The sequence below is a fragment of the Rhodospirillaceae bacterium genome, assembly GCA_016712715.1.
Lineage (GTDB): Bacteria > Pseudomonadota > Alphaproteobacteria > Dongiales > Dongiaceae > Dongia.
In genome coordinates, this window is record JADJQM010000002.1 from 1,313,000 (window position 1) to 1,338,936 (window position 25,937).

The window sequence follows — 25,937 nt, forward strand, 5'->3', positions numbered from 1 at the left end:
GCGGGATCTGTGACGACCTGTCACGCCCGAATAACCGGCAAATCCGTGGGGTTTGCCAGCGCCGACGAGTTCTAGGAGAGCGGCCAGAAATAAAGGAGCGCCGGCACCGAGACAAGAATGACGATGAGCGAGAGCGGGCCGCCGAGGCGCGCATAGTCGCCGAAGCGATAACCGCCCGGCCCCATCACCAGCGTGTTGCATTGATGCCCGATGGGGGTGAGGAAATCGCAGCCCGCCCCGATCGCCACCGCCATCAGGAAGGCATCCGGCTGGTAACCCAAGGCGGTCGAGAAGCTCGCGGCAATGGGCGCCATGATCAGCACGGTGGCGGCATTGTTGAGGAACGGCGTCACTGCCATGGCGGCGGCAAGGATGAGGGTCAGCGCGCCATAGGGCGGCAAGCCGGTGGCAGCGGTCGAGAGCCAGCCGGCCACCAGATCGGTTGCCCCCGTGGTGTGCAGCGCCTCACTCACCGGGATGAGGGCTGCCAGCATGAGGACGATCGGCCATTCGACGATCTGATAGACCTGGCGCAAGGCGATGGCGCCGGTCAGCACCATGAGCACGGCGGCGCCGAAAAAGGCGATGGCCACAGGTACCAGGCCGAAGGCGGTGAGGCCCATCGCTGCCACCAGGATGAGAACCGGCAGCAAGGCCGCGCGCGGTCGCCCCAGAAACAGTTCACGCTCGGCCAAAGGCAGGCAGTTAAGGGCCCGCAGCTTCTCCGGCAGACCGGCGAAATTGCCCTGCAGCACGACGACATCGCCCATCTGCAGTTCGATCGTGCCGAGGCGTTCGGTCAGGCGCTCGCCGGTGCGGCTCACCGCCAGCAGATTGACGCCGAAGCGCTCGAACAGGTCGGAGCCCTGCGCCGACAGGCCGATCAATTGCGAATTCAAGCCGATCACCGCCTCGATGCTGCGGATCTCGGCCTGGGGTTCCGGGGCGTCCGGCGTGCGATGGCCGGATTCCAGTTTCAATTTGCCGCGCGAGACGATGCGCTCCAACGCGTCCTGGTCACCCTCCAGGATGACGGTGTGACCGATCTTGAGGATAGCGTCGGGCAGCGGCACGATGCGCCTGTCATCCTCTTCGAGCAACGCCGTCACCTTGGCGTCGCCATCGGCCAGGGCCTGCAGCTGCGAGATGGTCTTGCCGACCATGGGCGAGCCGCCGGTGATGAGCGCTTCGGTCACATAGTTCTTGATCATGACCGCTTCGTCGAGGGAGGCGGTGGCGCGCTGGCGCTCGGGGAGCAGGCGATGGCCGACCATCAGGAAGGCGACACCGGCCACGGCGAGGATCGCGCCCACGGGCGTGAAATCGAACATCGAGAAAGGCTGCCCGGTGAGCTGGCCGCGCACCTCGGAGACGATGATGTTGGGCGAGGTGCCGATCTGGGTCATGAGGCCGCCCAGCAAGGCGCCGAACGACATCGGCATCAGGAAGCGCGAAGGCGAGACCCCGGAGCGGCGCGCCATCTGGAAGGCGACCGGTATCATGATGGCAAGGGCCCCGATATTCTTGATGAAGGCGGAGAGCACCGTCACCGCCACGACCAGCACGAGCATCTGCAACTGCATGGAATGGCCGCTGGGCAGGATGCGCTTGATCAGCGCCTCGAGGATACCGGTCTGGGCGATGGCGCTGCTCACCACCAGGGCCGCGGCCACGATCAGCACGATGTCGTTGCTGAACCCTTTGAACGCCTCATCCGGCTTGACGATGCCGACACCGACCGCCACCAGGAGGGCGAGACATGCGGTCAGGTCATAGCGCGGACGGCCCCACAGGAACAGCACCATCATCACGGCGATGATGGCAAAGGCAAGGCCCTGGTCGATGGTCATGATCCGCTTTCTCCACGCTAGCCCCGCCGCCCAAACCGCGCAGGTGGGTTTTGGTTCCCGTCCAGCACCCATCGGGGACCGTTGGAATGACAGCAAAAGCCTACGCAGGCGACAAAAAATGGGGCTAGACTGCGGTATTGCCGGCTGAGTCGCGCTGGCCATCCTCGGATCGTCGGGACAGGCTCCCTTTTCGCATCATGCCCAAATCACTGTTCGCCTTCATCTGGCAGGTCAGCGGCCGCAAGCAGATCCTGCTGTGCAGCCTCACCATCATCGTCTCGCTGCTCACCACGGTGCCGCTCGAATTGCAGCGGCGCATTGTCGATGAGGCGATCCATACCGGCGCGGTCAGCTACCTCTTCACACTAAGCGGCATTTATCTTGGGGTGCTGCTGCTGCAGGGCGGCCTCAAATACAGTCTCAACGTTTACCGCGGCTGGATGGTCGAGGATGTGGCGCGGCTGCTGCGGCAAACCATCTTCGATGGCACGCAGAAGGCGGGGGAACCCGGCGCGGTCAAGAAGGGCGCCGTCGTCTCGATGGTCGCGGCCGAGACCGAGGACCTCGCCGGCTTCGTCGGCGACAGCATCTCATTTCCGCTATTGCAGGCCGGGACGGCGCTCTCCGCCATTGGCTATCTCATCTGGGTCGAGCCCCGGATCGCCATCTTCGCCGCGGCGCTCTACATGCCGCAGATGCTGGTGGTGCCTCTGGGACAGCGGCGCATCAATCGCTGGGGCAATATCCATGCAAGGCTCTTGCGCAGGATGGGCGACACTATCGTCGGCTCCGAACTCGACCGAAAGGGACAGCCGAAATTCCAGCGCCGCTTCAAACGCCTGGTCGACGGCGCCTTCCGCACCAGGATCAGTATCTACCGGGTGAAGTACTTTCTCACCTTCTTCGGCAATCTCCTCGATGCGCTGGCGCCACTCATTGTGCTGTCGGTCGGCGGCTGGCTGGTGATCAAGGGCGAGGTCGAGGTGAGCACGCTGGTCGTCTTCATCACCGGCTTCCAGAAGGTGGCCGATCCCTGGGACCAGTTGTTGACCTTCTATCGCACTGCCTCCAACGCGGCGGTCAAATACCACCTCATCGCCGACGCCCTGCCGGCGGATGCGATCATCAAGCGGCCGTCAAGCGGCCGGTCAGTCGCAGGCCGGTCTGCAGATTGAGCGACGCTACGCCGCGCTGCGCTGGCGCAGCAGGCCGTCGCGGATGAAGCGGGCGAATTCCAATGTGGCGGGACTGTTGTTGGCGGATGCCAGATGGAGGTTAATGGCAAAGCTCGGCAGCTCCGGCAAGGTGGCGTCCGCTGCCAGGATGTCGAGATCGGCCGGCACGGTGGAGGCGAGCCAGGCGGTGATGGCAAGGTCCGTGCGCACGGTGGCGCGCGTCGCCTCGATATTGCCGTTCTCGAACAGGGTCCGCCACGGAATGCCTTTTGCCTCCAGCGCGTTCAAAACCAGGGGACGGAACGCGCAGGTATCGGTCACCATCGAGATGGGCAGCGGTCGCTTCTCATGGGCGGCACCGGCGCGGGCGCCGACCCAGACCAGCTTTTCGACCGCGAGGCATTCGCCCGTCGTGGGGCCGAGCGGCTCCTCGATCACCGCAAGATCGACATCGCCCTTGCCCAATGCCACGGCGAGATCGGGCGACGAGGCGCAGACCAGCGAGACATCGACTTGCGGCCAGGCCTCAGTATAGGCCTTCAGGACCGGGGAAAGGATCGTGCCGACCAGGTCATAGGGCACGCCCAGCCGCACTCGGCCGGTGACCGTGTTGCCGGTCATCTCGGCCCAGATCTCGTCATTGAGGCCCAGCAGGCGCTTGGCCTTGCCGAACAGGCGCTCGCCCTCGGCCGTCAGGCGCAAGCTGCGGCGATCGCGGGCAAAAAGCGGGCAGCCCAGCACATCCTCCAGCCGTTTCACCTGCTGGCTGACGGCGCCCTGGGTGAGGTGGAGCGCGCTCGCGGCCGCGGTCATGCTGTGGCTTTCGGCGACGGCGACGAAGGTCCGCATCAGGCTGGTATCAAGGTTCTGGGGCATGATCATCATTACGATATCTAATATATAATTGTAATAATATTGCATTTACTGATGAATTGCCAGGACCTAGCTTGCGGCCGACCCCTCGAAAGGCCGCTTCATGACTCTCCAATCGCTTCTCCCCATCCTCCTTTTTGCGGTCGTGGCCACCACCACCCCCGGTGCCGCGACGGCGCTCGCCACCGCATCGGGCGCGAGCTTTGGATTCAAGCGTTCGGTGCCGCTCCTGGCCGGGGTCGGTCTTGGCCTTGCCACCTTGGCGGCCGCCGCGGCGAGTGGCCTTGCCGGCCTGTTGCTGGCAGCGCCCTTCCTGCATCTCTTCCTCAAGATTGCGGGATCGGCCTATCTGCTGTGGCTCGCCACCCAGATCGGCCGCAAGGGTCGGCCCCATCCGGCGACGGACCTTGCGGCCCCAACCAGCCTGGTCGGCGGCGCCTGCCTGCAATGGCTGAACCCCAAGGCCTGGGCGATGACTTTGGGCGCGGCCGCGTCCTTTGCGACGCTCGCCAGCGGTCCGGGAGAGTTGGCGCTGCTGCTTGGGACGGCGTTCGGTCTCACGGGCATCCTGTCGATGGCGCTGTGGTGCACGGCGGGCCTGATGTTGTCCCGCCTGTTGCAGAGCGACCTGCAATGGCGCGTCCTCAACATCAGCCTCGGCCTGCTGCTCGCGATATCCATTGTGCCGATGTGGCGGGCATGAGCGGCTTTCCCACCACCATCGACCTGCTGACAGCGGCCGAGGCGCTCACCGACTATTGGTCACCCAGGATCGTGGCGCAGGTGAACGACCAGTACGTGAAGGTTGCCAAGCTCCGCGGCAGCTTCGTCTGGCATGCCCACGCGGATGAAGACGAACTGTTCCACGTGCTGCGCGGCCATCTGCGCATCGAGTATCAGGACCGGCCGACGGTCGATCTGCCGGCCGGCTCGATCCATGTCGTGCCGCGCGGCGTCCAGCACAATCCCGTGGCGGTCGCGGAATGCTGGATCGTGCTCATCGAGCCCGTCACCACCCGCCACACCGGCGCCACGGAATCGCCCCTCAGCAAGACGATCGCCCAGCAGCTGGGGCGCTAGGCACAGCGCGCCTCCCGCCATCCAGCAAGTCAAGTGCGACGCGCAGCCAGCGACGGGCCGGGCGGGGTGGCGCTGGCACCAGATGGGTCGGATCCTCTGCCAGGGCCAGCGCGCCGGATTCCGTCCGGGTGAGGCCGATATCGCGCAGCAGACGTTCGTCATGCACCCGCTGGTCGGCATGGGGGGTATAGCTGAAGAACAGCGAATTGAAATCGTTCGGCATCATGGCACCTCATAGCTTTCCTTAAGTGCTGATGCCTGGAAGGAGTTTCCAGGACCAGCCGATACTGGCTATATTGGCGGGATCACGGCCGAAGTCAGCTTAGAAGCCGTACCAAGTGGATTAAGCAAAACTTAACAGGACAAGATGGCCGAGAGGATGCCGATGTTGCCAGCCTTGCGCGCCTTCGAGGCGGTGGCGCGGCTGGGCAGCGTGCGGGCGGCGGCGGCGGAGCTGCATGTGACGCCGGCGGCCGTCAGCCAGCAGGTGAAGGCGATGGAAGCCGATCTCGGCCTCCAACTCATCCGCCGGCGTGGCAATGCGCTGGAACTGACCGAGGCGGCGCGCGCCGGCAGCGATACGCTGAGCGCTGGCTTTCGCCTGCTGTCGGAAGCCGTTCGGCAGTTCCGCGATCACCAGGCGAGCCCCAGATCCGGCTCAGCGTCGATCCAACCCTGGCCGCGAGCTGGCTCATCGCGCGGCTGCCGCGCTACCGCGCGCTGCCGGGCAGCGTCGATCTGCTGCTCGATGCCAATCGCCGCTATGCCGATTTTGGCCGCGACCAGGTCGATGCCGCGATTCGCTTCGGCGTTGGCAAGTTCCCGGGGCTGGATGCGCATTTCCTGCTGGCCGAGGAATTGTTCCCAGTCTGCAGCCCCAAGCTGCTGCGCGGAACCCATCCGCTGAAAACCCCCGCCGACCTCCGGCATCACACATTGCTCCACAATGACTGGTCGTCGCGCCAGGGCAAATGGCCGACCTGGCAGGATTGGTTGACGCAAGCCGGGGTAAAAGGCGTCGATGCCAGAAGCGGGCTTCACTTCAATGACGGCCTTGTGGTGATCGAGGCGGCTCTGGGCGGGCAGGGGGTCTATCTCGCCAACACCACCGCGGTGCAGGATCTCATCCTGGCCAAGAAGCTGGTGGCGCCCTTTGCCGCCCGCGTCAAAAGCGATCTCGGCTATTACTTCGTCTGCCCGGAACATGCTGCCCGCCGCCGCGAAATCGCGACCTTGCGCGATTGGCTGCTGGCGGAAGCGGCCGCCGACAGGCAAGCTGGCCTCAACCAGGGAAGCGCCACATGACCGAGCCCGTGCCTGTCGAAACGATCATCGTGCCGCGCACGCGCGACATCGGCGATTTTTCAGTCATGCGCGTGCTGCCGGCGGCGGCCCGGCGCATGGTGGGGCCGTTCGTGTTCCTCGATCAGTTCGGCCCGGTGACCCTCGCCGCCGGCAAGGGCATGGATGTGCGGCCCCATCCCCATATCGGCCTCTCCACCGTCACCTATCTGCTCGCGGGATCGATCGTGCATCGCGACAGCCTCGGCTTCGAGCAATCGATCGAGCCCGGCGATGTCAACTGGATGACGGCCGGGCGCGGCATCGTGCATTCGGAACGCTCCGATGCCGAGCTCCGGAAAAGGCCGCAATCGCTTTATGGCCTGCAATCCTGGGTGGCCATGCCGCGGCGTGACGAAGAGACCGATCCCGCCTTCCTGCATTTTGCCGGCACCACGCTGCCGGAAGCATCGGATGGCGGCATGCATCTCAAGATGATTGCCGGAACCCTTCAGGGTCTCACCTCACCGGTCGCGACCCATTCGGCGCTCTTCTATGGCGACGTCACCCTGCAGGCGGGTGCACGCTTCCTGCTCGACACGAGCTACGACGAGCGCGCCGCCTATCTCATCGAAGGTATCGTTGCGATCGACGGCGTGTCATTCGAACCCGGGCGCCTGCTGGCCTTCGGTGCCGGCGATATCGTGCTCACGGCGGTGCCGCCGGCGCGCTTTGTCGTGCTGGGCGGCGAGCCCATGGATGGCCCCCGCCATATCTGGTGGAATTTTGTCTCATCGCGTCCAGACCGGATCGAGCAGGCCAAAGAGGATTGGCGCCGCGACCAGTTCGGCGTCAGAATTCCGGGCGAGCACGAGTTCATTCCCCTGCCTGAATAGGGGACGGATAGGGGATTCATGCAGCTGGTCCAGTTCGATGCCGACGATCCCGAGGGGCTGGCGCGCGGCATGGCATCGCTCGATATGCATTCACCCTTGGTCCGCGCCGGTTTTCGCTATTGGAACAGCCGGCGGCAGGGTCGTGCGGCGCCGGCGCGGGCCGATCTCGATCCGCTCATCGATATTCCGCGGCTGGTCCCCAATGTCATGCTGTTCGACGTGCGGCACGAGCCGCTCGACTTTCGCTGGCGCCTGGTCGGCAGCAAGGTGCGGCAGAATTTCTGGCATGACTATACCGGCCAATGGTTCTCGGAAGACCCGAACTACAGCAATCGCGAAAGTTCGGTCTGGCGGTCCCTTGATCTTGTCGAGCGGAATCAGCAGCCGGTGCTGCTGCGGCCCGTCTATGTCGGTCCCCATGATGACTTCATGTATGTCGAGAATATCCTGCTGCCGCTCAGCGTCGCGCGGGATGGCTGGGGCATGCAGATGATCTTCATCGACTTCATCCGGAAGAAATCGCCCTAGCGCCGCCAGGTCTGGGCAAAATCGACGGTGCTGCTGTGCAGCATGAGTTTAAGGGCCAGCGCACGCCGCCATCAACCAAAGAAGTATTGGCGCCACGGCTCTTTCGGCGCCACAATTCCGCGCGGGGTATGGTCGCCAGAGGCTTCATGCAGCAGGTTCAATTCGACGCCGATGATGCGGATGGCCTGGCGCGCGGCATGGCGGAGCTCGGGATGAGCTCGCCGCTGATCGTCGCAGGATTTCGCTACTGGAACAGCCGCCGCTTGGGCCGCAAGATGCCGTTGCGCAGCGATCTCGATCCGATCATCGATATCCCGAGCCTGGTGCCGCATATCATCCTGTTCGATGTGCGGCGCGAGCCGCTCGATTTCCGTTTTCGCCTGGTGGGCAGCCATGTGCGGCAAAATCTGTCGCGGGACTATGCCGGCCACTGGTTCTCGGAGTTTCTCAATTACGATGCCAACAGCTCGATCTGGCCGCGGCACAAGCTCCTCGATGAGACCGGCCGGCCCATGCTGCAGCGGCCCAACTATGTCGGCCCGAACAATGATTTCATCTATGTCGAAAATATCCTGCTGCCGCTTGGCGTGGCAGAGCCGGGCTGGAGCATGCAGCTGATGTTCATAGATTTCATCCGCAAGCCGGTGCCCTGAGGGGCGAATCGGCTGGCTCGGCGGGCGCATCTTCCTTGGTGGGATTTCTCCTGCTAAGAGGAGGGCTTCGCGCAACTCACCGAAGGCAATCCACCGATGATCAAACTCGACGGTCCCTCGCATCCGCCCCTGGCCGGCGGCAAGCCCGAGCAATTGGTGGTGTTCCTGCACGGCTACGGCTCCAATGGCGAGGATCTGATCAGCCTGGCCCCCTATTTGGCGCCGGCCTTGCCCGAGGCCGAGTTCCTCTCGCCCAACGCGCCCTTCCCCTGCGAGGCCAACCCGTTCGGCGGCTATCAATGGTTCGGTCTTGAGGAGCGCAACGACGAAACGCGTCTCCAGGGTGCCCGCGAAGCGGCGCCCATCCTTGATGCCTATCTTGATGAACAGCTGGCGGCGCGCGGCCTCACCGAGGCGCAGCTGGCCCTCATCGGCTTCAGCCAGGGCACCATGATGGCGCTCCATGTCGGCCTGCGCCGGCCCAACCCGGCGGCCGCCATCATCGGCTATTCCGGCATGCTGGTGGCGCCCGACCTGCTCGCCAGCGAGATCCGGTCGAAACCCCCGGTGCTGCTGGTCCATGGCATGGCCGACCAGGTTCTGCCCTTTGCCGCCATGGCCGAGGCCGAGGAAGCGCTGAAGGCCGCCGGCGTTCGCGTCGCCGCCGAAGGCCGGCCGGGCCTGCCGCACTCCATTGACCAGCGCGGCCTGGAACTGGGTGCCTCGATGCTGCATCAATTGATGTGCACGCATCACGACCATGGGCACCATCATTAAGGTGTCACACACTGGGGAATGACAACATCGTGAAAGATCGCCGAGGGTTACCCGCTACATCTTGAGTTTTCTTTCCGCCCCGGCTATTCCTAGCACGTTGGGTTGCGGTCATCCGCAGATCAGCGGATGAGTGGCGGCCCCCGAGAGGAGTCTTGGGAAGTGCGGGAGATGGCATTATGATGGCCTCACCTGAGGCATGTCCGGCCCTGGTCCTCAACGCCGATTTCCGGCCGTTGAGCTACTTCCCGTTGTCCCTGTGGCCCTGGCAGGAAGCCGTCAAGGCGGTGTTCCTCGACCGGGTCAACATTCTCAGCGAATACGATGAAATGGTGCACAGCCCCAGCCTCGCCATGCGGCTGCCCTCGGTCATTTCACTGAAAGAATATGTCCCGCAGGAGCGCAGGCCAGCCTTCACGCGGTTCAACGTCTTCCTGCGCGACCGGTTCCGCTGCCAGTATTGCGGCCGGCATTCGGCAGCCCATGACCTCACCTTTGATCACGTCGTGCCGCGCGCCCGCGGTGGCCGCACTTCGTGGCAGAATGTCGTCGCGGCCTGCCAGGCCTGCAACCTCAGGAAGGGCAGCAAACTGCCGCACCAGGTCGGCATGTTCCCCAAAAGGAGGCCGTTGCAACCGACGACCTTCGAGCTTCAGGAAAACGGCCGTGCCTTCCCGCCAAATTATCTCCACCGGAGTTGGCGGGATTTTCTTTACTGGGACAGCGAACTCGAAACCGGTTGATTGTCCCCGGACAATTGCGGCAATGGGACTATGCGACGCATGGCTGGCGTGCGTGCCGCCGCTGTTGTCAGCGCCCCGCACCTCCCCTAAGCATGGGGCACACCAGCGTCGGGGCCAAATCTCCATGTTCGATTTCCTGCTGAAGCGGCTGCTGCCGCTGCTGATCGGCTTCGTCATCTGGGGCCTCGCCGTGGCGCTGCAGGTGCGCGCCGATCTCGGCCTCTCGCCCTGGGATGTGTTCCACCAGGGCCTGGGGCATCATCTTGGCATCGGCATCGGCTGGGCCGGTGTCGTCACCAGCGTCGGTGTGCTGCTGCTCTGGATCCCCTTGAAGATGAAGCCCGGCATCGGCACGGTGTTGAATGCGCTGGTGATCGGTCCCTCGGCGGAATTCTTTCTCTCCATCCTGGACGCCCCTGACAACATCGTCATCCGCTGGAGCTACATGCTGGGCGGCATCCTCCTGATGGCAATTGGCAGCGCGCTCTATCTGCCGGCCCGCCTCGGCACAGGCCCGCGCGACGGGGTGATGGTCGGGCTCAACAAGAAATTCGAATTCTCGATCCGCCTGTCGCGCACCATCGTCGAGGTGATGGCGCTGATAATCGGCTTCCTGCTGGGCGGCACGGTGGGTCTCGGCACGATCATCATCGCGGTCGGGCTCGGCCCCACGGTGCAGGCCTGCCTGCAAGCCCGCCGCTGGCTCGTCGAACGCGTGACGGGCGTGCCGCAGAGCGTGTTGTAGGCGGGATTACAGGGCAACTCGTCAACAGGGCGGGACCAGGCGACGGACATGAACAGACCGGTTCTCTATCTGCTCGCCGGTAATGGAAGCGCCGCCGATTGGTGGGACGACACCCTGCAGTTTTTCGGTCGCTACCGGCCGGTTCCCTGGAATTGCCGGGATTCGGCGACAATCCGGCACCCCCTTGCCGCGATCTCGTGGCATATGCGGACGCCTTGCTGGCGATGACGCAGCCGGGCGCCGCCATTCTTGCCGTTGGCGTCAATGCGCTGCCAGTGCTCCACGCCTTGCAGCGAAGGCCTGGCCACTTCTCCCACACGATCCTGCTTGCGCCGGTCGGCGCCTTTCTGTGGCAGCGACGCCTGCCCGCGCTGATGGCGTGGCGGCCGCTCCGCAAGCTGGCGCACTGGCTGTTGGCACACCGCCCACACTGGCTTGCCGGGAAATTCTCCAACAAGCAATGGACGGCGGACCAATATCGGCGGATGGGGCGCGGCTATCGTCGGTGCCGGGCATTCCAGCCCTATTGGGACATGATGCGCGCCGAAACGGCATTGCCTTTGCTGGAATGGATTGCCGATCCGATCGACCTGGTTTGGGGGACGCAGGACGGCGTCATTTCCGCGGATCAGGCGGCGGCCTGGTCGGCCATTCTGGCGCGCGCCGCCCTCACCGTCGGCATCCGGGAGGATTGGGGCCACTATCCCTGGATCGACGACCCGGCAGGGTTTGTCGCCTGGCTTGAGCAAGGCGAGGCCGGGTTCACAGCGCACAGCAAGGGCGGCCGTCTGCAACTGGCGATTTTGGCCGGCCTGCCAGTACCGGCGGCAACCACGATCCGGACAGCAGGCAACCCTGCCCTGGCGGCCTTCCTGGCCGAGCACAGCGATGGCGTCTTTGCGGTGCGCTCCTCCAGCACCACGGAAGACAAGGCCGATGCCGCCAATGCCGGATTGAGCGCCACTTTTCTGCGCCAGAATGCGGGCGAGGTACCCTTCCGTGTCGCCGAACTGCACCGCGCCGGCGTGGACGAGGTGGTCGTCCAGCGTTACGTCGCGCCGCGTCTCTCCGGCATAGCCTTCGTGCGCCATCTCGCTGCCGAGATCGAATGGCTCGACGGGCATCTCGCCGCGCTGGCGGATGGCGACGTGCAGCCGCACAAGGTCACGCTGTCGCGCCTCGGCAGCGATTGGGCCGATGGTACGTTCGGTCAAACGCAGGGTCTCAGCCAGCACGCTTTATGGACCTTCCTGCAGGACGTGCTGCGGGCGTTCCACTATGTACCGGGTGATGTCGAATGGGCCTGGGACGGCCAGCAATTATGGCTGCTGCAATACCGGCCGGTCACGATCTATGGCTGGCGGCGGCATCTGACCTCCGCCAATATCGCGGAAATACTCCCTTCACGACCCAGCCGACTGGTGGAATATGCGCAACGGCGCGCGGACGCCAGCATACCGGCGGTTATGGCGCGCTGGGATTCCCGGGTGCTGGCCGACAATGAGCCCTTTACCGCTCTGTTCGACGAGGCATCCTATATCAACAATGATCTGTTCCTGGCGCGGCTGAAAGATTGGGGCTTCTCCTCCCGGCGCTATGCGCGTGAAGTCGGTGGCGCCGTGCCGGTATTTGCCGCACATCCGTGGCGGTGCCTGCGCAACCTCAGCTGCTTTTGGCGCATGCAGCGGGAAAGTCGCCGCGCCATGCTGGCGCTAGAGGAATCGCTGCGCCGGTTCGATCTGGAACTGGCGGCACTGGTTGCCGCCGGTGCCGATGGCCAGTGTTTGGCGGATTGGTTCACGCGCTTTTATCTCTTCACCGTGCAGGGCAATCTGTGCATCGCAACAGCGATCGCCAGCGCTGGCGGCAGCTACCTCGGTCAGCCTGCGACCGTCTATGGCGACATGCCGGGAGCACCGCACCGCCTGCCGTGGGAAACCGACCCCGCGACGCCACGCCCGCTGCCAGACGGGAGTGGCGACGGCTTGCCGATCACGCCCTTGCCGACTTGGCCGACGGCGATCAGATGGGCGCATGGGCTGGGCCTGCCCGGCATGCGCGGCCATTATGTGCAATTGCGCGAATGGTACCGCGACAATCTCATGCGCATCTTCTTTCGCCTGCATCACGCCTTTTTGCCGCAAGACCGGCTCGTCTGGTTTGCGCCGCATCCCCGTGCGCGGCTCCGACAGGGCAGTTTCTGGCAGGACGGGCGCGATGGACCCGGCAAGGCCGACGCCTTTGTGATCTATCCAGGCGCGGTGACGGGCGTGCTGGGAACCGATATTCTCCTGGTTGAGACCCTGGACCCAGGTCGTTACGAAGAATACCGCGCGGCACGGGCGGTCATCGCGCGCATGGGCGGCAAGCTGTCCCACGGCGCCACCTTGCTGCGAGAACTGCGCAAACCGTCGGCGGTGGTGCCGGACATCGACGCCGCCTGGTTGGGGCGACAAGTGCGCTATGAGAGCGGTGTGCTCGGTCTCATCGACTGAGCCGCTCCCCCAATCACAGTTCCTTGTAGAACACCACCGTGTCGTGGAAGCTGCCGTCGGCGTTCTTGGCATAGCGCGGTATGACGCCCACCTCGACATAGCCCAAATTGCGATAGAGCGCCTCGCCATCGTCGCCGCGGCGGGTGTCGAGGGTGAGGAGGGTGCGGCCGAGCGCTTTGGCTTCCGCTTCCGCCGCCAGCATCAGCGCACGGCCGATCCCCTTGCGGCGGGCCTTGGTGTGCACCAGCAGTTTGGCGATCTCGGCGCGGTGGGGCTGGTTGGGCATGGCGGCCGGGATCAACTGCACGCTGCCCTGGATGCGGCCGGCGGCATCGCGCGCCACCAGGATGCTGCGATGGGAGAGATCAGAGAGCGCCTTGTCCCAGAAAGCCCCAGCCTCGCCCTCGGTCATCGGCGGCAGGAAGCTGATCGCGGCCCCTGCCTCGACCACATCCATCAGCAGTTCGATGAGGGCGAAGCGGTCCTTGGTCGCGAATTTGGGGGTCAGGGTTTCGATCTGGGGCATGACGTCTCTCACAGCGATTTCCAGGCGCCAATCTGCGCAAATCGATGCCGGAATGCAATCGTACGCGGCGCGACCAATGGCAGCAGCGGGTGCCGATTCCCTAGCGCAACGTACTGAGCGGTGTTGTGGCGAGCGAGGCGAAGGCTGCCGCGGTCACCAGTTCGTTGACCGTGGCGCCGGTCTGGACGATCTGCACCGATTTGGACAGGCCGACCAGGACCGGGCCGAAGGATGTGCCGCCCAATTCCTGCATCAGCTTCGCGGCGATGTTGGCGGAATGCAACGCCGGCATGATGAGGATGTTGGCGGGACCGGAGAGGCGCGTGAAGGGGTAAAGCTCCTTCATCAACCCATAGTTCAAGGCGACGTTCGCCTGCATCTCGCCTTCATATTCAAAATCGACCCGGCGCTGGTCCAAGACCAGCACGGCCTCGCGGATGCGCACGGCTTTCTCACGCGGCGGGTTGCCGAAATTGGAGAAGGAGAGGAGGGCTATGCGTGGCTCGTGGCCAAGCTGTCTGGCGATGGCCGCCGTCTGCACGGCGAAGTCGGCAAGCTGCTCGGCCGAGGGCAGTTCATGGACGTTGGTATCGGCCAGCAGCACCGTGCGCCCGCCGGCCACCAGGATGGTCAGACCCATCAGGGTCTGCCCGGGCCGGGGGTCGATGACCCGCATGGCATCGTCGAGGCAGACATTGAAGCTGCGCGTCACACCCGTGACCATGGCATCGGCGTGGCCCGCCGCCACCATGCAGGCGGCAAAGACATTGCGGTCCTGGTTGACCATGCGCTGCACGTCGCGCGACAGGATGCCCTTGCGCTGCAAGCGTTCATAAAGCATGTCGTGATAGTGCTGTCGGTGCGGCGTGTTGGCGGCGGTCACCACCTCGAGCCCGTCGGCATCATGCAGGCTTTGGCTCTTGATGACCTCGGCGATGCGCTCGGGCCTGCCCACCAATACCGGCGTGCCATAGCCCGACGAGCGGAAGGCGATGGCGGCGCGGATGACCTTTTCCTCCTCGCCCTCGGCGAAGACGACGCGCTTCGGGTTGTGGCGCACGCGCTCGAAGATGAGCTGCAACGAGCCTGCGGCGGGGTCGAGCCTGCCGGCCAGTGAGGCCACAAAGGCGTCCATGTCGATGATCGGCTTACGAGCCACACCGCTGTCCATGGCGGCCTTGGCGACCGCCGGCGGCACATGGGTGATGAGGCGGGGATCGAACGGCACCGGGATGATGTAGTCGGGACCAAAGCGCAGGCGCCGGCCGGAATAGGCGGCATCCACTTCCTCCGGCACGTCGGCGCGGGCGAGGTCGGCGATGGCGTGTGCGGCGGCGATCTTCATCGCATCGTTGATGGTGGAGGCGCGCACATCGAGGGCGCCGCGGAAGATATAGGGGAAGCCCAGCACATTGTTGACCTGGTTCACATAATCAGAGCGCCCGGTGGCGACGATGGCGTCGGAGCGCACCGCCTGCACTTCCTCCGGCGTCACCTCGGGGTCCGGATTGGCCATGGCGAAGATGATCGGCTTGTCGGCCATGCTTTTCACCATGGCGGGTGTCACGGCACCCTTCACGGAGAGGCCCAGGAACACGTCGGCGCCCTTCATCGCTTCTTCGAGCGTGCGCGCATCGGTCTTCACCGCATGGGCCGATTTCCACTGATTCATGCCTTCGGTGCGGCCCTGATAGATGACGCCCTTGGTGTCGCACAGGATGGCATTGTCATGGGGCAGGCCCATGGCCTTCACCAGCTCGACGCAGGCGATCGAGGCGGCACCGGCGCCATTGACCACGATCTTGGTGTTCTTGAAATCGCGCCCGGTGAGATGCATCGCGTTGAGGATGCCCGCCGCCGCGATGATCGCCGTGCCATGCTGGTCGTCATGGAAGACGGGGATGTCCATCAGCTCGCGCAATTGCTGCTCGATGATGAAGCACTCCGGCGCCTTGATATCCTCGAGATTGATGCCGCCGAAACTTGGCCCCAGATAGCGCACCGAATTCACGAACTCGGTCACGTCCTTGGTGTCGACCTCAAGATCGATGGAATCGATGTCGGCAAAGCGCTTGAAGAGGACGGCCTTGCCCTCCATCACCGGTTTCGAGGCGAGCGCCCCCAGATCGCCCAGCCCCAGCACCGCGGTACCGTTGGAGATGACCGCCACGAGATTTCCCTTGGCGGTATAATCATAGGCGGTCGAGGGGTCGCGGGCGATGTGCAGGCAGGGATAGGCGACGCCGGGGGAATAGGCCAGGGACAGGTCCCGCTGCGTCGTCAGCGGCTTCGAGGCGATGATCTCGATCTTGCCCGGCCGCCCCATGACATGGAACTGCAGCGCATCTTCCTCGGTGATGGTCGGCTTCTTGGTGCTCATGATTTGGCGAACTCTCCCTGACCTCTTTCCCGCAGGCTTGCATGAAACGGCCCGGAGTTAAAGGGGAACAGCGAGAAGAACAAAGATGTCGGCGGCGGGTTGGCGGCCGAAACCAACTCATTCTAGCCGTCATGGCCGGGCTTGGCCCGGCCATGACGATTTAGCTCAGACTACATCACGCGATATCGAGAACCATACGGCCGACGATCTTGCCCTTGCGCATGGCGTCGAAGATCTTGTTGATCTGGGTGAGCGGTGCCTTCTGGATCTTGGCCTTCACCAGGCCGTTCAAGGCAAAGGCCACCGCCTCGTTGAGATCGAGACGCGTTCCCACGTTGGAGCCGGTGACGGTCAGTTCCCAATTGGTGATCTGCGAGATCGAGGCGCGGATCTGGTCGGATTTGCCGCCGGGGAGGCCGATATAGGCCACCGTGCCCGCCGGGCGCAGCACGCCGATCGCCTGCTCGAAGGCCTGGGGTGCCACCGCGGTGACGACGGCGCCATGGCTGCCGCCGATCTTCGCCTGGATCTCGGCGACCGGATCGACCTTTTTCGCGTTGACGGTCAACTCGGCGCCCAATTTCTTGGCGAGCTTCAGCTTCACATCGTCGACATCGACCGCCACCACGCGCATCCCCATGGCGACCGCATACTGCACGGCAATGTGGCCAAGGCCGCCGATGCCGAACACGGTCATCCACTGGCCGGGACGCGTCTTGGTGCGCTTCAATCCGCGATAGGTGGTGACGCCGGCGCAGAGGATGGGGGCGATCTCATAGAGGTTGGCGCTCTTGGGCAGGCGCGCCACGAATTTGGCGTCCGCCACCATGAACTCGGCATAGCCGCCGGGCTTCGAATAGCCGCTGGCCTCACCCGCCTTGCAGATCGTCTCCATGCCGGCGAGGCAGAACTCGCAGGTGCCGCAGGCGCTGTACATCCACGGCACGCCGACGGCATCCCCCAAGCGGAAGCCCTTCACACCGGCGCCGATGGCCGCCACATGGCCAGCCACTTCATGGCCGGGGATGAGCGGCAGCACGGGACCTGGCGTCCAATCGCCGTCGATCGCGTGGAGATCGGAATGGCACACGCCGCAGGCCGTGACCTTGATCAGGATCTCGCCGGGGCCGGCCTCGGGGATCGGCAGCTTCTCGATCTTCAATGCCGTGCCGGCCTTGCGCTGGATGGCGGCTTTCATGGTGCCTTGCATGGGGAATCCTCTTCGGGTTGGGTCGCGCAATTGACAGCTTTCCGCCGCAATGGGCATTCTCAGCCCGCGGCAAGAAACTGGCCGATTGGCGGAGTATAGACCCTGACCCATGCGCGACCCCATATCTCCAAAGCGATAGCGCCGGAGGCTGCGTCGCTGGAAGCGCGGCGCCTGCCGATGACCCGCTCCAGCCAGCTGCTGGAACAATGGAATCGCGGCGTGGCCGATCTAGTTGCGAACCTCGACCAGGACAGTTTCGGGCCGACGCTGCTGCGCTCGGTGACGCGGCTCATCCATTTCGACTTCCTGATGGTCTTCGCCTATCGTGGCACCGGGCGACCGCTGGCGCTGGGCGACACCTTGCCGGCACCGCAGCGCCAGGTGGTGATCAACGCCTATTGCGCGGCCCCCTATGTGCTCGACCCCTTCTTCCAGAAGGTGGCGGCGGGTGTGCAGGCCGGCTGCTACCGATTGCGCGACATCGCCCCCGACCGCTTCCGCCAGAGCGAATATTTCCGCACACATTACAGCTTGACCGGAATCCGCGAAGAGGTCGGCTTCTATTTCCCGCTGGCGGACGCGACCGGTGTTCTCTCCCTGGCGCGGTGGGATGCGGGGCCGGCCTTGGGCCGGTCGGATATGGATCTGCTGCAGGCCTTGGCCCCGGCGATCTCCGGCCTTTGCTCCAGGCATTGGGCGAGCATTACCGCCCCCGCCAGCCTGACGCGGCCGCGCCACCGGGATGCCGCGCAAGTGACCGCGGCCTATACGGAATTCGGTGCGAGGCAGCTCTCCGAGCGGGAACGCCAGATCGTCTCGCTCATCCTCCAGGGCCATTCGACGGGCTCGGTGGCGCATCTCCTCGACATCTCGGCCGGCACCGTGAAGGTTCACCGCAAGAACATCTACCGGAAGCTGGGATTGTCGACCCAGGCGGAGCTGTTCGCGGCGTTTTTGAGTTTCGTGGGGTAGAAACACACGCTCGTTGGTAGCCTGCGATTTTGAGCCCTCTCCCCTCGCGGGAGAGGGTGGCGAGCAAAGCGAGCCGGTGAGGGGGCGTCCAGCGCGCTCGAACTGACCACCCCCTCACCCTGACCCTCTCCCGCGAGGGGAGAGGGGATGAGACCGTGCCGGCAATATCCCGTCAGTCCGTTCTATCTCCCCGGGGATATCGCCAGTGCCAGCGAAAGGGGCCAAGATGCCCTTGGCTTTGCGGCGGCCCAGAAGACGCATTCGCGCAACATCCGGCCAGCCCGCATCTTTCATGGCCGCACGTTTCAAGGGAGGGATTCCGAGATGTCCTGGTACAGTGACCTGCCGCAATTCTATCAGAACCAGATCCGCGCCATGGGTTTGGACGACGCTGGCATGACGCGCCGTCGCCTGTTGAAATCCGCCGGCGCCGCGGCGGGTGTCGCCGCCATGTCGGGCTTGAGCTTCGGCAAGCCCGCGCGGGCCGCCACGCAGATGAGCTACATGGCCTGGGAAGGCTATAACGACCCCCGCATCATCGACCCGTTCAAGGCCGCCAACGATGTCGACATCGCCTTCGACCTCATCGTCGATTCACCGGGCGGTTTTGCGAAACTCCAGGCCGGCGCCTCGCGCGAGATCGACATCGTCTCCTCCGACATGCCGTGGATCACGCGCATGGGCCCGGCGGGCCTCGCCCTCGAACTCAACCCGGACGATTACGCCGACGTCTATGCAAGCTTCTACGACCAGTTCAAGCCGCCCTTCGAACCGCTGCTGAACGACGGCAAGACCATCGGTGTCGCCACACGCTGGGGCTGGGTCGGCGGCTGCATCAACACCGACATCACCAATCCCGACGATTGGAAGAGCTACGACCCGGTGTTCGACGCCAAGAACAAGGACAAGATCTGCGTCATGGATTGGGGCGATTGGCCGATCCTACCCATGGCGCTCCATGCCGGCATCGATCCCTATCAGGAACTCGATGCCGCGGCGCTCGAGGAAATACGCAAGGTGCTGCGCGCCATGTTCAAGAACACGCGCACGCTGGTGGCCGATTTGACCCAGGCGCAGAAGGGCCTGCTCGACGGTTCGCTGCTGGGCTGCATCGGTGCCGGGTCCTATCTCACCTCGGCGGTCAGGAAGCAGGGTCACAAGAACATCATCGCCACCGTGCCCGACCCCAAGAACGGTTTGAAGCAGGGAATCATCTGGGTCGAGGCGACCGCCATCGTCAAGGAAACCGACCAGCCGGACCTCGCGCAGAAGCTCCTGAAGCATGTCGTCTCCAAGGAAGCGGGCCACGTGCTCTCGCTCCTCGACACCACCTGCAACGTGGTGACCAATAAGTCGGTGGAAGAGCTCTATTCGGATGAGGAAAAGAGCATCCTGCAGACCGATTACATGTGGCACGCCTGGGACAATTCCCAGATGCACCGCATCGCCCCGCAGATCGACGAGATGCTGGCGATCTGGCAGGAAGAGCTGGCGGCGGCGCAGTAATCGCCGGCTGACCGGACGCGCTTATCTCGCGCCCCCGGATTCGACCTTTGCGGGTCGGCCGGGGGCGTTTATTGTGACGAACCCAAAAACAAGAAAACACACAGGGCCGGCATGGCGCGCAACATCCTCGAGATCCGCGATCTCAAAAAGAACTTCGGTGCCTATCAGGCACTGAAGGGCGTTTCGCTCGACGTGGCCCAGGGTGAGTTCATCGCCCTCGTCGGCCCGTCGGGTTGCGGCAAGACGACCCTCCTCAAACACATCGCCGGTTTCGAGGAGCCGGACGCCGGCACCATCGCCATCGACGGCCAGCCCATGCTGGGCGTGCCGGCGGCGGCGCGCCCCACCAGCATGGTGTTCCAGAAACTGGCGCTCTTCCCGCATATGACGGTCGCCGACAATATCGGTTTTCCGCTGAAGCTGCGGAAGGTCGATCCAGCCACCATCGCCAAACGCGTCATGGCGATGATCGAGCTCATGCAGTTGAAGCCCGAATATCTCAGCCGCTTCCCGCGCCAATTGTCCGGCGGCGAGCAGCAGCGCGTGGCACTCGCGCGCTCGATGATCTCGGAACCAAAGCTGCTGCTGCTGGATGAGCCGCTCTCGGCCCTCGACGTCAAGCTGAAGAAAGTGCTGCAGGCGGAACTGAAACGCCTCCACCGCAGCGTCGGCGTCACCTTCGTGCATGTGACCCATGATCTCGAGGAAGCGATCATGCTCGCCGACCGCATCTGCGTCATGCGCGCGGGCGAAATCCTGCAGATGGGTGGCCCCAACGACATCTATTACCGCCCGGCCGACAGTTTCGTGGCGGGCTTCATCGGCGATACCAACCTCATCCCGGTGCAAATTGCCGAGAACAATGCCCAGGGCGCCGTGCTGCAGGCACCTGGCCTCACCGCCGCCGATCCGCGCGTGCCGGCAAGCTTCGTGGCGCCGGGACTTGGGGTGGGACCTGCCTTGCTGATGGTGCGCCCCGAATTGCTGACACCGCTCGCCCCCCATGAAAGCGCCGATTTCACGCTTGAGGTCACCATCACGGAAGTGTTCTGCAAGGGCGGCACCGTGCAGTTCCGCAGCGCGATGGCCGACGGGTCGCCGCTCATCTTCGAACTGCCGGGTGCGTCCCGCCAGCCGGCCGAGATCGGCGACACCTTGCGCCTGGGCTTTCCCAAGCGCGACATCTATGTGTTCCGCGAGCGAGTGGCGGCATGAGCGGCGAGATCGACCGCAGCTGGCGCGATCCGGAGCTCTTTGCCAAGGCGCTGCCCAGCGTGCTGCTGCAGACCGGCTTCTTCCTGGCGCCCCTCCTGATGACGGTGGCGCTCACCTTCCAGCGCACCAAGAATTTCCAGCTGACCTGGACCTGGTCGCTGGAAACCTGGACCGACATCTTCACCAAGCCGCATTACTGGACCATCCTCGGCCACACCCTGTTCATGGCGATCACCTGCGTGATCCTGTGTCTGCTCATCGCCTTTCCGGTGGCCTATGCGCTGGCGACGCGCCTCAGGGCTTTCCAGGATCATGTGAAGGTGCTGATCACCTTCGCCTTCCTGACCGACGCCACCTTGAAGACCTTCGGCTGGGTGCTGTTTCTCGACAAGAACGGTGCTGCCAATTATCTCGCGCGCGGCTTGGGGTTCGAGGGCGACGCGGTCAACATCCTCTTCACCGATTGGGCGACCATGCTGGGCATGGTCTATAACCTCCTGGCCTTCGCCATCTTCACCATCTATCTCTCGATCGACGCCATCGACCGCTCGCTGATCCTGGCCGCATACGATGCCGGCGCCAGCAAGTTCCGCGCCTTCTGGGAAGTGACTTTGCCCTTGGCGCGGCCCGGCATCTGGGCGGCGTCGGTGCTCATTTTCCTCCTCGCGGTGGGCGTGTTCCTGGAGCCCAAGGTGCTGGGCGGCGGCAAGTCGCCGATGTCGGCGGAACTCATCCGCCAGACCTTCGAGACGCGCGTCAACTGGCCGCTGGGCGCGGCGCTCACTTTGGTGCTGATGGTGGTGGCGGTGTTCATCGTGCTGCTCTTCAACCGGGTCTATTCCCTGAAGCGTCATATGGGGCCCATCTGATGGCTTATCCGACGCCGACACCCTGGCTGAATGCGCGCACCGAGGCGCGGCTTGCCAATCTGCTCCTTTACGGCACCACGGCCGCGGTGCTCATCTTCTTCTACATCCCGATCTTCACGCTCATCGCCTTCTCGTTCCAGGAGGGACGCTATCCGACCCTGCCCTTTGAGGGCGTGTCGCTGAAATGGTATGCTTCCCTGTTCCAGAACAGCAGTGCCGGCGATGCGCTCTATAACTCGACGGTCATTGCCGTGGTGGCGACCCTGTTTGCGACCTTGATCGGTTCGGCGGCCGCCATCGTCGCCGTGCGCTATCGCTTCCGTTTCCGCATCCCCTTCACGGGCTTGAGCGCCGCGCCTTTGGCCTTCCCGCAATTGCTGCTCGGCATCGTGCTGCTGCTGTGGTTCTCGGTGCTGGGGCGGACCTTCGACTTCACCACCGGGGTCACGACGGCGATCATCGGCCATGTCGTCTACATCACGCCGTTCGCCATGGTGATCGTGGCGGTGCAGGTGTTCAATTTCGACAGCACCCTCGAAGATGCGGCGCGGGATTGCGGTGCTTCGACCCTCGACGTCTATCGCTACATCACGCTGCCGCTGCTGTGGCCGGGCATCTTCTCGGCCGGCATTTTCGCCTTCCTCCTGAGCTGGGGAAATTTCTACCTCACCTACAGCCTCGCCGGCTCCACCCGGACGCTCCCCACCTTCGTCTTCTCCGGCATCGCCACCGGCTCCTCGCCGCTCTACCCGGCGATCGCCACGGTGGTGTTCATCCCGGGGATATTGCTGGTGATCCTGGCCGACCGGATGCGCCGGAAGGGGTAGAAACCCTCTGCACGGAGGGGGAGGGGCCTTTGCGAATCCCCACCCTCAATGCTAAGCCTGCCGGCCATGAACGATAAAGCCGGACATAGTCCCGTGGAAACGCCCCAATGGGCGCGCGAGTCAGCCGATGCGACGCCGATGATGGCGCAGTATCTCGGCGCCAAGCGCGAACATCCGGACGCGCTGCTGTTCTACCGGATGGGCGATTTCTACGAGATGTTCTTCGAGGATGCGGTCAAGGCCTCGGCCGCCCTCGACATTGCGCTGACCAAGCGCGGGCGGCATGCTGGCGAGGAGATCCCCATGTGCGGGGTCCCGGTCCATGCCCATGAGGCCTATCTTTCCAAGCTGGTGCGCCAGGGTTTCAAGGTCGCGGTCTGCGAACAGGTCGAAGACCCGGCGGAAGCCAAGAAGCGCGGCTCCAAATCGGTGGTGAAGCGCGCTGTGACGCGCATCGTCACACCGGGCACGCTTACCGAAGATGCGCTCCTCGAAGCGCGCCGGCACAATTTCCTGGCCGCCGTCACCGAGGCCGGCGGCGAACTGGGTCTCGCCTGGGTCGATATTTCGACCGGCAGCTTCTTCGTCCAGAAGGTCTCCGAGCGCGATCTCGCGGCCGCGATGGCCAGGCTCGATCCCACCGAGATCCTCATTGCCGACCGGTTGCTGGCGCGCCCCGACCTCTTCGAATTCTTCGCCGATTACAAGCGCCGCCTGTCGCCCTTGCCCTCGGCGCGCTTCGACAGCGACAATGCCAGGAAGCGCCTGCAGAAATTCCTCGGCACCGCGACCTTGGATGCCTTCGGCAGCTTCACCCGCGCCGAAGTGGCGGCGGCCGGCGCCGTGCTGGATTATGTCGAACTTACGCAACAGGGCCGCGTGCCGCGCCTCTCCGCCCCGCGCCAGGTGGTCGATGGTGCGCTCATGGAGATCGACGCCGCGACCAGGCGCAATCTCGAACTCATCCGATCGCTCAACGGCGAACGCCAGGGTTCGCTGCTGGCCGCCATAGACCGCTGCCTCACCGGTGCCGGCGGGCGCCTGCTCTCCGACTGGCTGGCGGCACCCTTGACCGAGGTCGAGGGCATCAGCGCGCGGCTCGACCTCGTGCAATATCTCGTCGGCGAAGACGATCTCCGCAATCTCCTGCGCGATTCCTTGCGCCGCGTGCCGGATCTCGAACGCGCGCTCTCGCGCCTCACCGCCGGGCGCGGCGGGCCGCGTGATCTCGCCGCCATCCGCGACGGATTGCTGGCCACCGCCGATTTCCGGGCGCTCATCGAGAAGCAGCGCCTGGCGCCCATTCCGGCGCTGCTGCAGGCGGCCAATGCTGATCTTGGCCATCATGCAGATCTCGTGGAACGGCTCGGCCGGGCGCTGGCCGAGGAATTGCCGCTCCTCAACCGCGACGGCGGCTTCATCGCCAAGGGCTATCATGCCGAACTCGACGAATACCGCGGCCTTAAGGAGGATTCGCGCACGCTCATCCTGGAGCTGGAGGCGCGCCTCAAGACCGAGACCGGCATTTCCGGCCTCAAGGTCCGGCACAACAATGTCATCGGCTATTACATCGAGATCACCCCGCTCCATGCCGAGAAGCTGAAGGGCGATGCGCGCTTCATCCACCGCCAGAGCATGGCCAATGCCATGCGGTTTTCCACCGGCGAGCTGGCCGAGCTTGAAAGCAAGATCGTCCATGCTGGCGACCGCGCCGTGGCACTTGAGCTGCGCCTGTTCGACGATCTGGTCACGGAGGTCATCGGCCGGCAGGAGATGATCGCGAAGGCAGCAGGCGCCCTTGCCCTCATCGATGTGGGGGCCGCCTTGGCCGAACTCGCCCGCGAAGGCGATTGGGTACGGCCGGAGATCGACGAAGGCGCCGAGTTCATCATCACCGCCGGGCGCCATCCGGTGGTGGAAGCAGCACTCCTGCGCGCGCAAGGCGGCAGCTTCGTCGCCAACGATTGCGACCTCTCGCCGGAACGCCGCCTATGGCTGGTGACCGGCCCTAACATGGCCGGCAAATCCACCTTCCTGCGGCAGAACGCGCTCATCGCGATCCTCGCCCAGATGGGCAGTTACGTGCCGGCCAAAGCTGCCCGCATCGGCATCGTCGATCGCCTGTTCAGTCGGGTGGGGGCGGCCGACGATCTTGCGCGCGGGCGCTCGACCTTCATGGTCGAGATGGTGGAGACGGCGGCGATCCTCAACCGCGCCACGCCGCGCTCCTTGGTGATCCTCGACGAGATCGGACGTGGGACCGCGACCTTCGATGGCCTCTCCATCGCCTGGGCGTGCCTCGAACATCTTCACGAGGTGAATGGCTGCCGTGCCCTCTTCGCCACGCACTACCATGAGCTGACACATCTTGCCGCGACACTCAGCGCGCTCAAGCCCTATACGATGCGCGTCATGGAATGGCAGGGCGAGGTGAAGTTCCTGCACGAGATCGGACCCGGGGCCGCCGACCGCTCCTACGGCATCCATGTGGCCAAGCTCGCCGGCCTGCCCGCCGCCGCCATCCACCGCGCCGAGGAAGTGCTGAGCACCCTGGAGAAGGGCGACCAGGCCAGTGCCCTTTCGCGCCTCACCGACGATCTGCCGCTCTTTTCCGTGCAGGCTCCGGCCGCCCCGGCCCTCAAGGGCAGCGCGGTCGAGGCCAGCCTCAAGGCGATCAATCCCGACGAACTCTCGCCCCGGGAAGCCCTGGAGCAGCTTTACAAGCTGCGCGGCCTGCTCTCCTGAACAAAGCCGTGTGAAATACAGGCGCGGGTCTCCGTTTCTGCCTGTGTTCTCATAAATCTCATATATTTCAAATCATTAGTTCTTTTCCGGCAGGGCCGCGTCCTGGCCGTCGCGTAAGTTTTTCTAACGCCCCCGCGAGTTTATATCAACTATTCACACCAACGATGTGCTTGAATGCATGAAAAGATGTGAAATATACATTGTGTCATTCCCGGATCGGAGTTTTCACAATGACCTTACGTAATCTGGCCCGGCTGGGGTTGGGCATCCTGCTGCTGACCGGCCTCGTCGCCGGCGGGGTTCACGCCCAGGCGGAGAATTTGCCGCTGGTCGTGCCGAACCTCGCCCGCTAGCGGGCGATCGTCACCAAGCCCTCCCAAAACAATCGCCCGACGAACGCCCCGACAAAAGCCCCGACAAAAGCCCCGGCAAGACCTGGGCGCATCCCTGCATTGACCACCCGGTTTCAGACTGTAATGTTTGCCCCAGCACCATGCGGGCAGGGGAGTGTCCGGTCTGGAGCGTTCTTCAAACGCCGGTGCGCGTGTCTCTGGGGAGAGGTGCGCGCGCTCAAGCGAAACATGAACCGGGAGG

The 25,937-nt window shown here is 64.3% G+C and carries 23 protein-coding genes and 2 pseudogenes; 17 read left to right on the forward strand and 8 right to left on the reverse strand.

The genetic code is table 11. The features are described 5' to 3' along the window. Nucleotides 1-71: 71 nt before the first annotated feature. On the reverse strand, nt 72-1,850 hold the full coding sequence (locus IPK59_17285; protein MBK8160445.1) for an SLC13 family permease: 1,779 nt from the start codon (nt 1,848-1,850) through the stop codon (nt 72-74). 197 nt (nt 1,851-2,047) lie between these two features. On the opposite strand from IPK59_17285, the gene IPK59_17290 reads away from it, so the two are divergent. Next, complete coding sequence (locus tag IPK59_17290) at nt 2,048-3,025, forward strand: ABC transporter ATP-binding protein (protein MBK8160446.1); 978 nt, start codon at nt 2,048-2,050, stop codon at nt 3,023-3,025. 6 nt (nt 3,026-3,031) lie between these two features. On the opposite strand, the gene IPK59_17295 is transcribed toward IPK59_17290, so the two are convergent. Then, on the reverse strand, nt 3,032-3,901 hold the full coding sequence (locus IPK59_17295; GenBank protein ID MBK8160447.1) for a LysR family transcriptional regulator: 870 nt from the start codon (nt 3,899-3,901) through the stop codon (nt 3,032-3,034). A gap of 100 nt (nt 3,902-4,001) precedes the next feature. Here IPK59_17295 and IPK59_17300 point away from each other — a divergent pair, with 100 nt between their 5' ends. Together IPK59_17300 and IPK59_17305 are read left to right on the forward strand one after the other, a co-directional pair. Beyond that, nucleotides 4,002-4,601 (forward strand): LysE family transporter, encoded by a 600-nt coding sequence (locus tag IPK59_17300; GenBank protein ID MBK8160448.1) that lies wholly within the window; start codon nt 4,002-4,004, stop codon nt 4,599-4,601. Then, nucleotides 4,598-4,978, forward strand: a complete 381-nt coding sequence (locus tag IPK59_17305; GenBank protein MBK8160449.1) for a cupin domain-containing protein — start codon at nt 4,598-4,600, stop codon at nt 4,976-4,978. The genes IPK59_17300 and IPK59_17305 overlap by 4 nt, the downstream gene beginning before the upstream one ends. Here IPK59_17305 and IPK59_17310 read toward each other — a convergent pair. Beyond that, nucleotides 4,944-5,201 (reverse strand): hypothetical protein, encoded by a 258-nt coding sequence (locus IPK59_17310; GenBank protein MBK8160450.1) that lies wholly within the window; start codon nt 5,199-5,201, stop codon nt 4,944-4,946. The genes IPK59_17305 and IPK59_17310 overlap by 35 nt on opposite strands. A 120-nt stretch (nt 5,202-5,321) precedes the next feature. Further along, nucleotides 5,322-5,615: a hypothetical protein gene (locus tag IPK59_17315; protein MBK8160451.1), complete on the reverse strand. Its 294-nt coding sequence runs from the start codon at nt 5,613-5,615 to the stop codon at nt 5,322-5,324. 14 nt (nt 5,616-5,629) lie between these two features. Here IPK59_17315 and IPK59_17320 point away from each other — a divergent pair, with 14 nt between their 5' ends. From IPK59_17320 to IPK59_17355, 8 genes and pseudogenes are all read left to right on the forward strand, one after another. Further along, nucleotides 5,630-6,283: a hypothetical protein gene (locus IPK59_17320; GenBank protein MBK8160452.1), complete on the forward strand. Its 654-nt coding sequence runs from the start codon at nt 5,630-5,632 to the stop codon at nt 6,281-6,283. Next, nucleotides 6,280-7,155, forward strand: a complete 876-nt coding sequence (locus IPK59_17325) for a pirin family protein (GenBank protein MBK8160453.1) — start codon at nt 6,280-6,282, stop codon at nt 7,153-7,155. Before IPK59_17320 ends, IPK59_17325 begins: the two co-directional genes overlap by 4 nt. 18 nt (nt 7,156-7,173) lie before the next feature. Beyond that, on the forward strand, nt 7,174-7,683 hold the full coding sequence (locus IPK59_17330; protein ID MBK8160454.1) for a PAS domain-containing protein: 510 nt from the start codon (nt 7,174-7,176) through the stop codon (nt 7,681-7,683). Between the two features lie 146 nt (nt 7,684-7,829). Further along, nucleotides 7,830-8,336, forward strand: coding sequence for a PAS domain-containing protein (locus IPK59_17335; protein MBK8160455.1), 507 nt, complete (start codon nt 7,830-7,832; stop codon nt 8,334-8,336). 96 nt (nt 8,337-8,432) lie between these two features. Next, nucleotides 8,433-9,113: a dienelactone hydrolase family protein gene (locus IPK59_17340; protein MBK8160456.1), complete on the forward strand. Its 681-nt coding sequence runs from the start codon at nt 8,433-8,435 to the stop codon at nt 9,111-9,113. 176 nt (nt 9,114-9,289) lie between these two features. Beyond that, nucleotides 9,290-9,853, forward strand: coding sequence for an HNH endonuclease (locus IPK59_17345; GenBank protein ID MBK8160457.1), 564 nt, complete (start codon nt 9,290-9,292; stop codon nt 9,851-9,853). Between the two features lie 124 nt (nt 9,854-9,977). Next, the gene (locus IPK59_17350) at nt 9,978-10,598 is read left to right on the forward strand and encodes a hypothetical protein (protein ID MBK8160458.1); all 621 of its coding nucleotides are present in this window, start codon (nt 9,978-9,980) and stop codon (nt 10,596-10,598) included. Between the two features lie 48 nt (nt 10,599-10,646). Continuing rightward, a pseudogene (locus tag IPK59_17355) lies at nt 10,647-13,093 on the forward strand (alpha/beta hydrolase). 13 nt (nt 13,094-13,106) lie between these two features. Here the strand turns inward: IPK59_17355 and IPK59_17360 are convergent. From IPK59_17360 to IPK59_17375, 4 genes and pseudogenes are all read right to left on the reverse strand, one after another. Further along, nucleotides 13,107-13,619, reverse strand: coding sequence for a GNAT family N-acetyltransferase (locus IPK59_17360; GenBank protein ID MBK8160459.1), 513 nt, complete (start codon nt 13,617-13,619; stop codon nt 13,107-13,109). Nucleotides 13,620-13,719: 100 nt separating this feature from the next. After that, nucleotides 13,720-14,574, reverse strand: coding sequence for a hypothetical protein (locus tag IPK59_17365; protein ID MBK8160460.1), 855 nt, complete (start codon nt 14,572-14,574; stop codon nt 13,720-13,722). Then, nucleotides 14,499-15,999 (reverse strand): annotated as a pseudogene (locus IPK59_17370) (malate dehydrogenase). Before IPK59_17370 ends, IPK59_17365 begins: the two are co-directional and overlap by 76 nt. 175 nt (nt 16,000-16,174) lie before the next feature. Further along, nucleotides 16,175-17,209: a zinc-dependent alcohol dehydrogenase gene (locus tag IPK59_17375; protein ID MBK8160461.1), complete on the reverse strand. Its 1,035-nt coding sequence runs from the start codon at nt 17,207-17,209 to the stop codon at nt 16,175-16,177. A 177-nt stretch (nt 17,210-17,386) separates the two neighbouring features. Between IPK59_17375 and IPK59_17380 the strand changes: the two genes are divergently transcribed. The 6 genes from IPK59_17380 to mutS all read left to right on the forward strand — a co-directional run bounded on the left by IPK59_17380 (nt 17,387) and on the right by mutS (nt 25,343). Then, nucleotides 17,387-18,181: a helix-turn-helix transcriptional regulator gene (locus tag IPK59_17380; protein ID MBK8160462.1), complete on the forward strand. Its 795-nt coding sequence runs from the start codon at nt 17,387-17,389 to the stop codon at nt 18,179-18,181. Between the two features lie 147 nt (nt 18,182-18,328). After that, a complete protein-coding gene (locus IPK59_17385) occupies nt 18,329-19,687 on the forward strand; it encodes an extracellular solute-binding protein (protein MBK8160463.1) in 1,359 nt (452 codons plus the stop codon). Between the two features lie 111 nt (nt 19,688-19,798). Continuing rightward, nucleotides 19,799-20,902 (forward strand): ABC transporter ATP-binding protein, encoded by a 1,104-nt coding sequence (locus tag IPK59_17390; GenBank protein MBK8160464.1) that lies wholly within the window; start codon nt 19,799-19,801, stop codon nt 20,900-20,902. Beyond that, nucleotides 20,899-21,771: an ABC transporter permease gene (locus IPK59_17395; protein ID MBK8160465.1), complete on the forward strand. Its 873-nt coding sequence runs from the start codon at nt 20,899-20,901 to the stop codon at nt 21,769-21,771. The genes IPK59_17390 and IPK59_17395 overlap by 4 nt, the downstream gene beginning before the upstream one ends. Further along, entirely contained in the window at nt 21,771-22,598 is an 828-nt protein-coding gene (locus tag IPK59_17400) for an ABC transporter permease (GenBank protein MBK8160466.1), read from the forward strand. Before IPK59_17395 ends, IPK59_17400 begins: the two co-directional genes overlap by 1 nt. 66 nt (nt 22,599-22,664) lie before the next feature. Then, nucleotides 22,665-25,343: a DNA mismatch repair protein MutS gene (gene mutS, locus IPK59_17405; protein ID MBK8160467.1), complete on the forward strand. Its 2,679-nt coding sequence runs from the start codon at nt 22,665-22,667 to the stop codon at nt 25,341-25,343. The last annotated feature ends 594 nt before the right edge of the window (nt 25,344-25,937 follow it).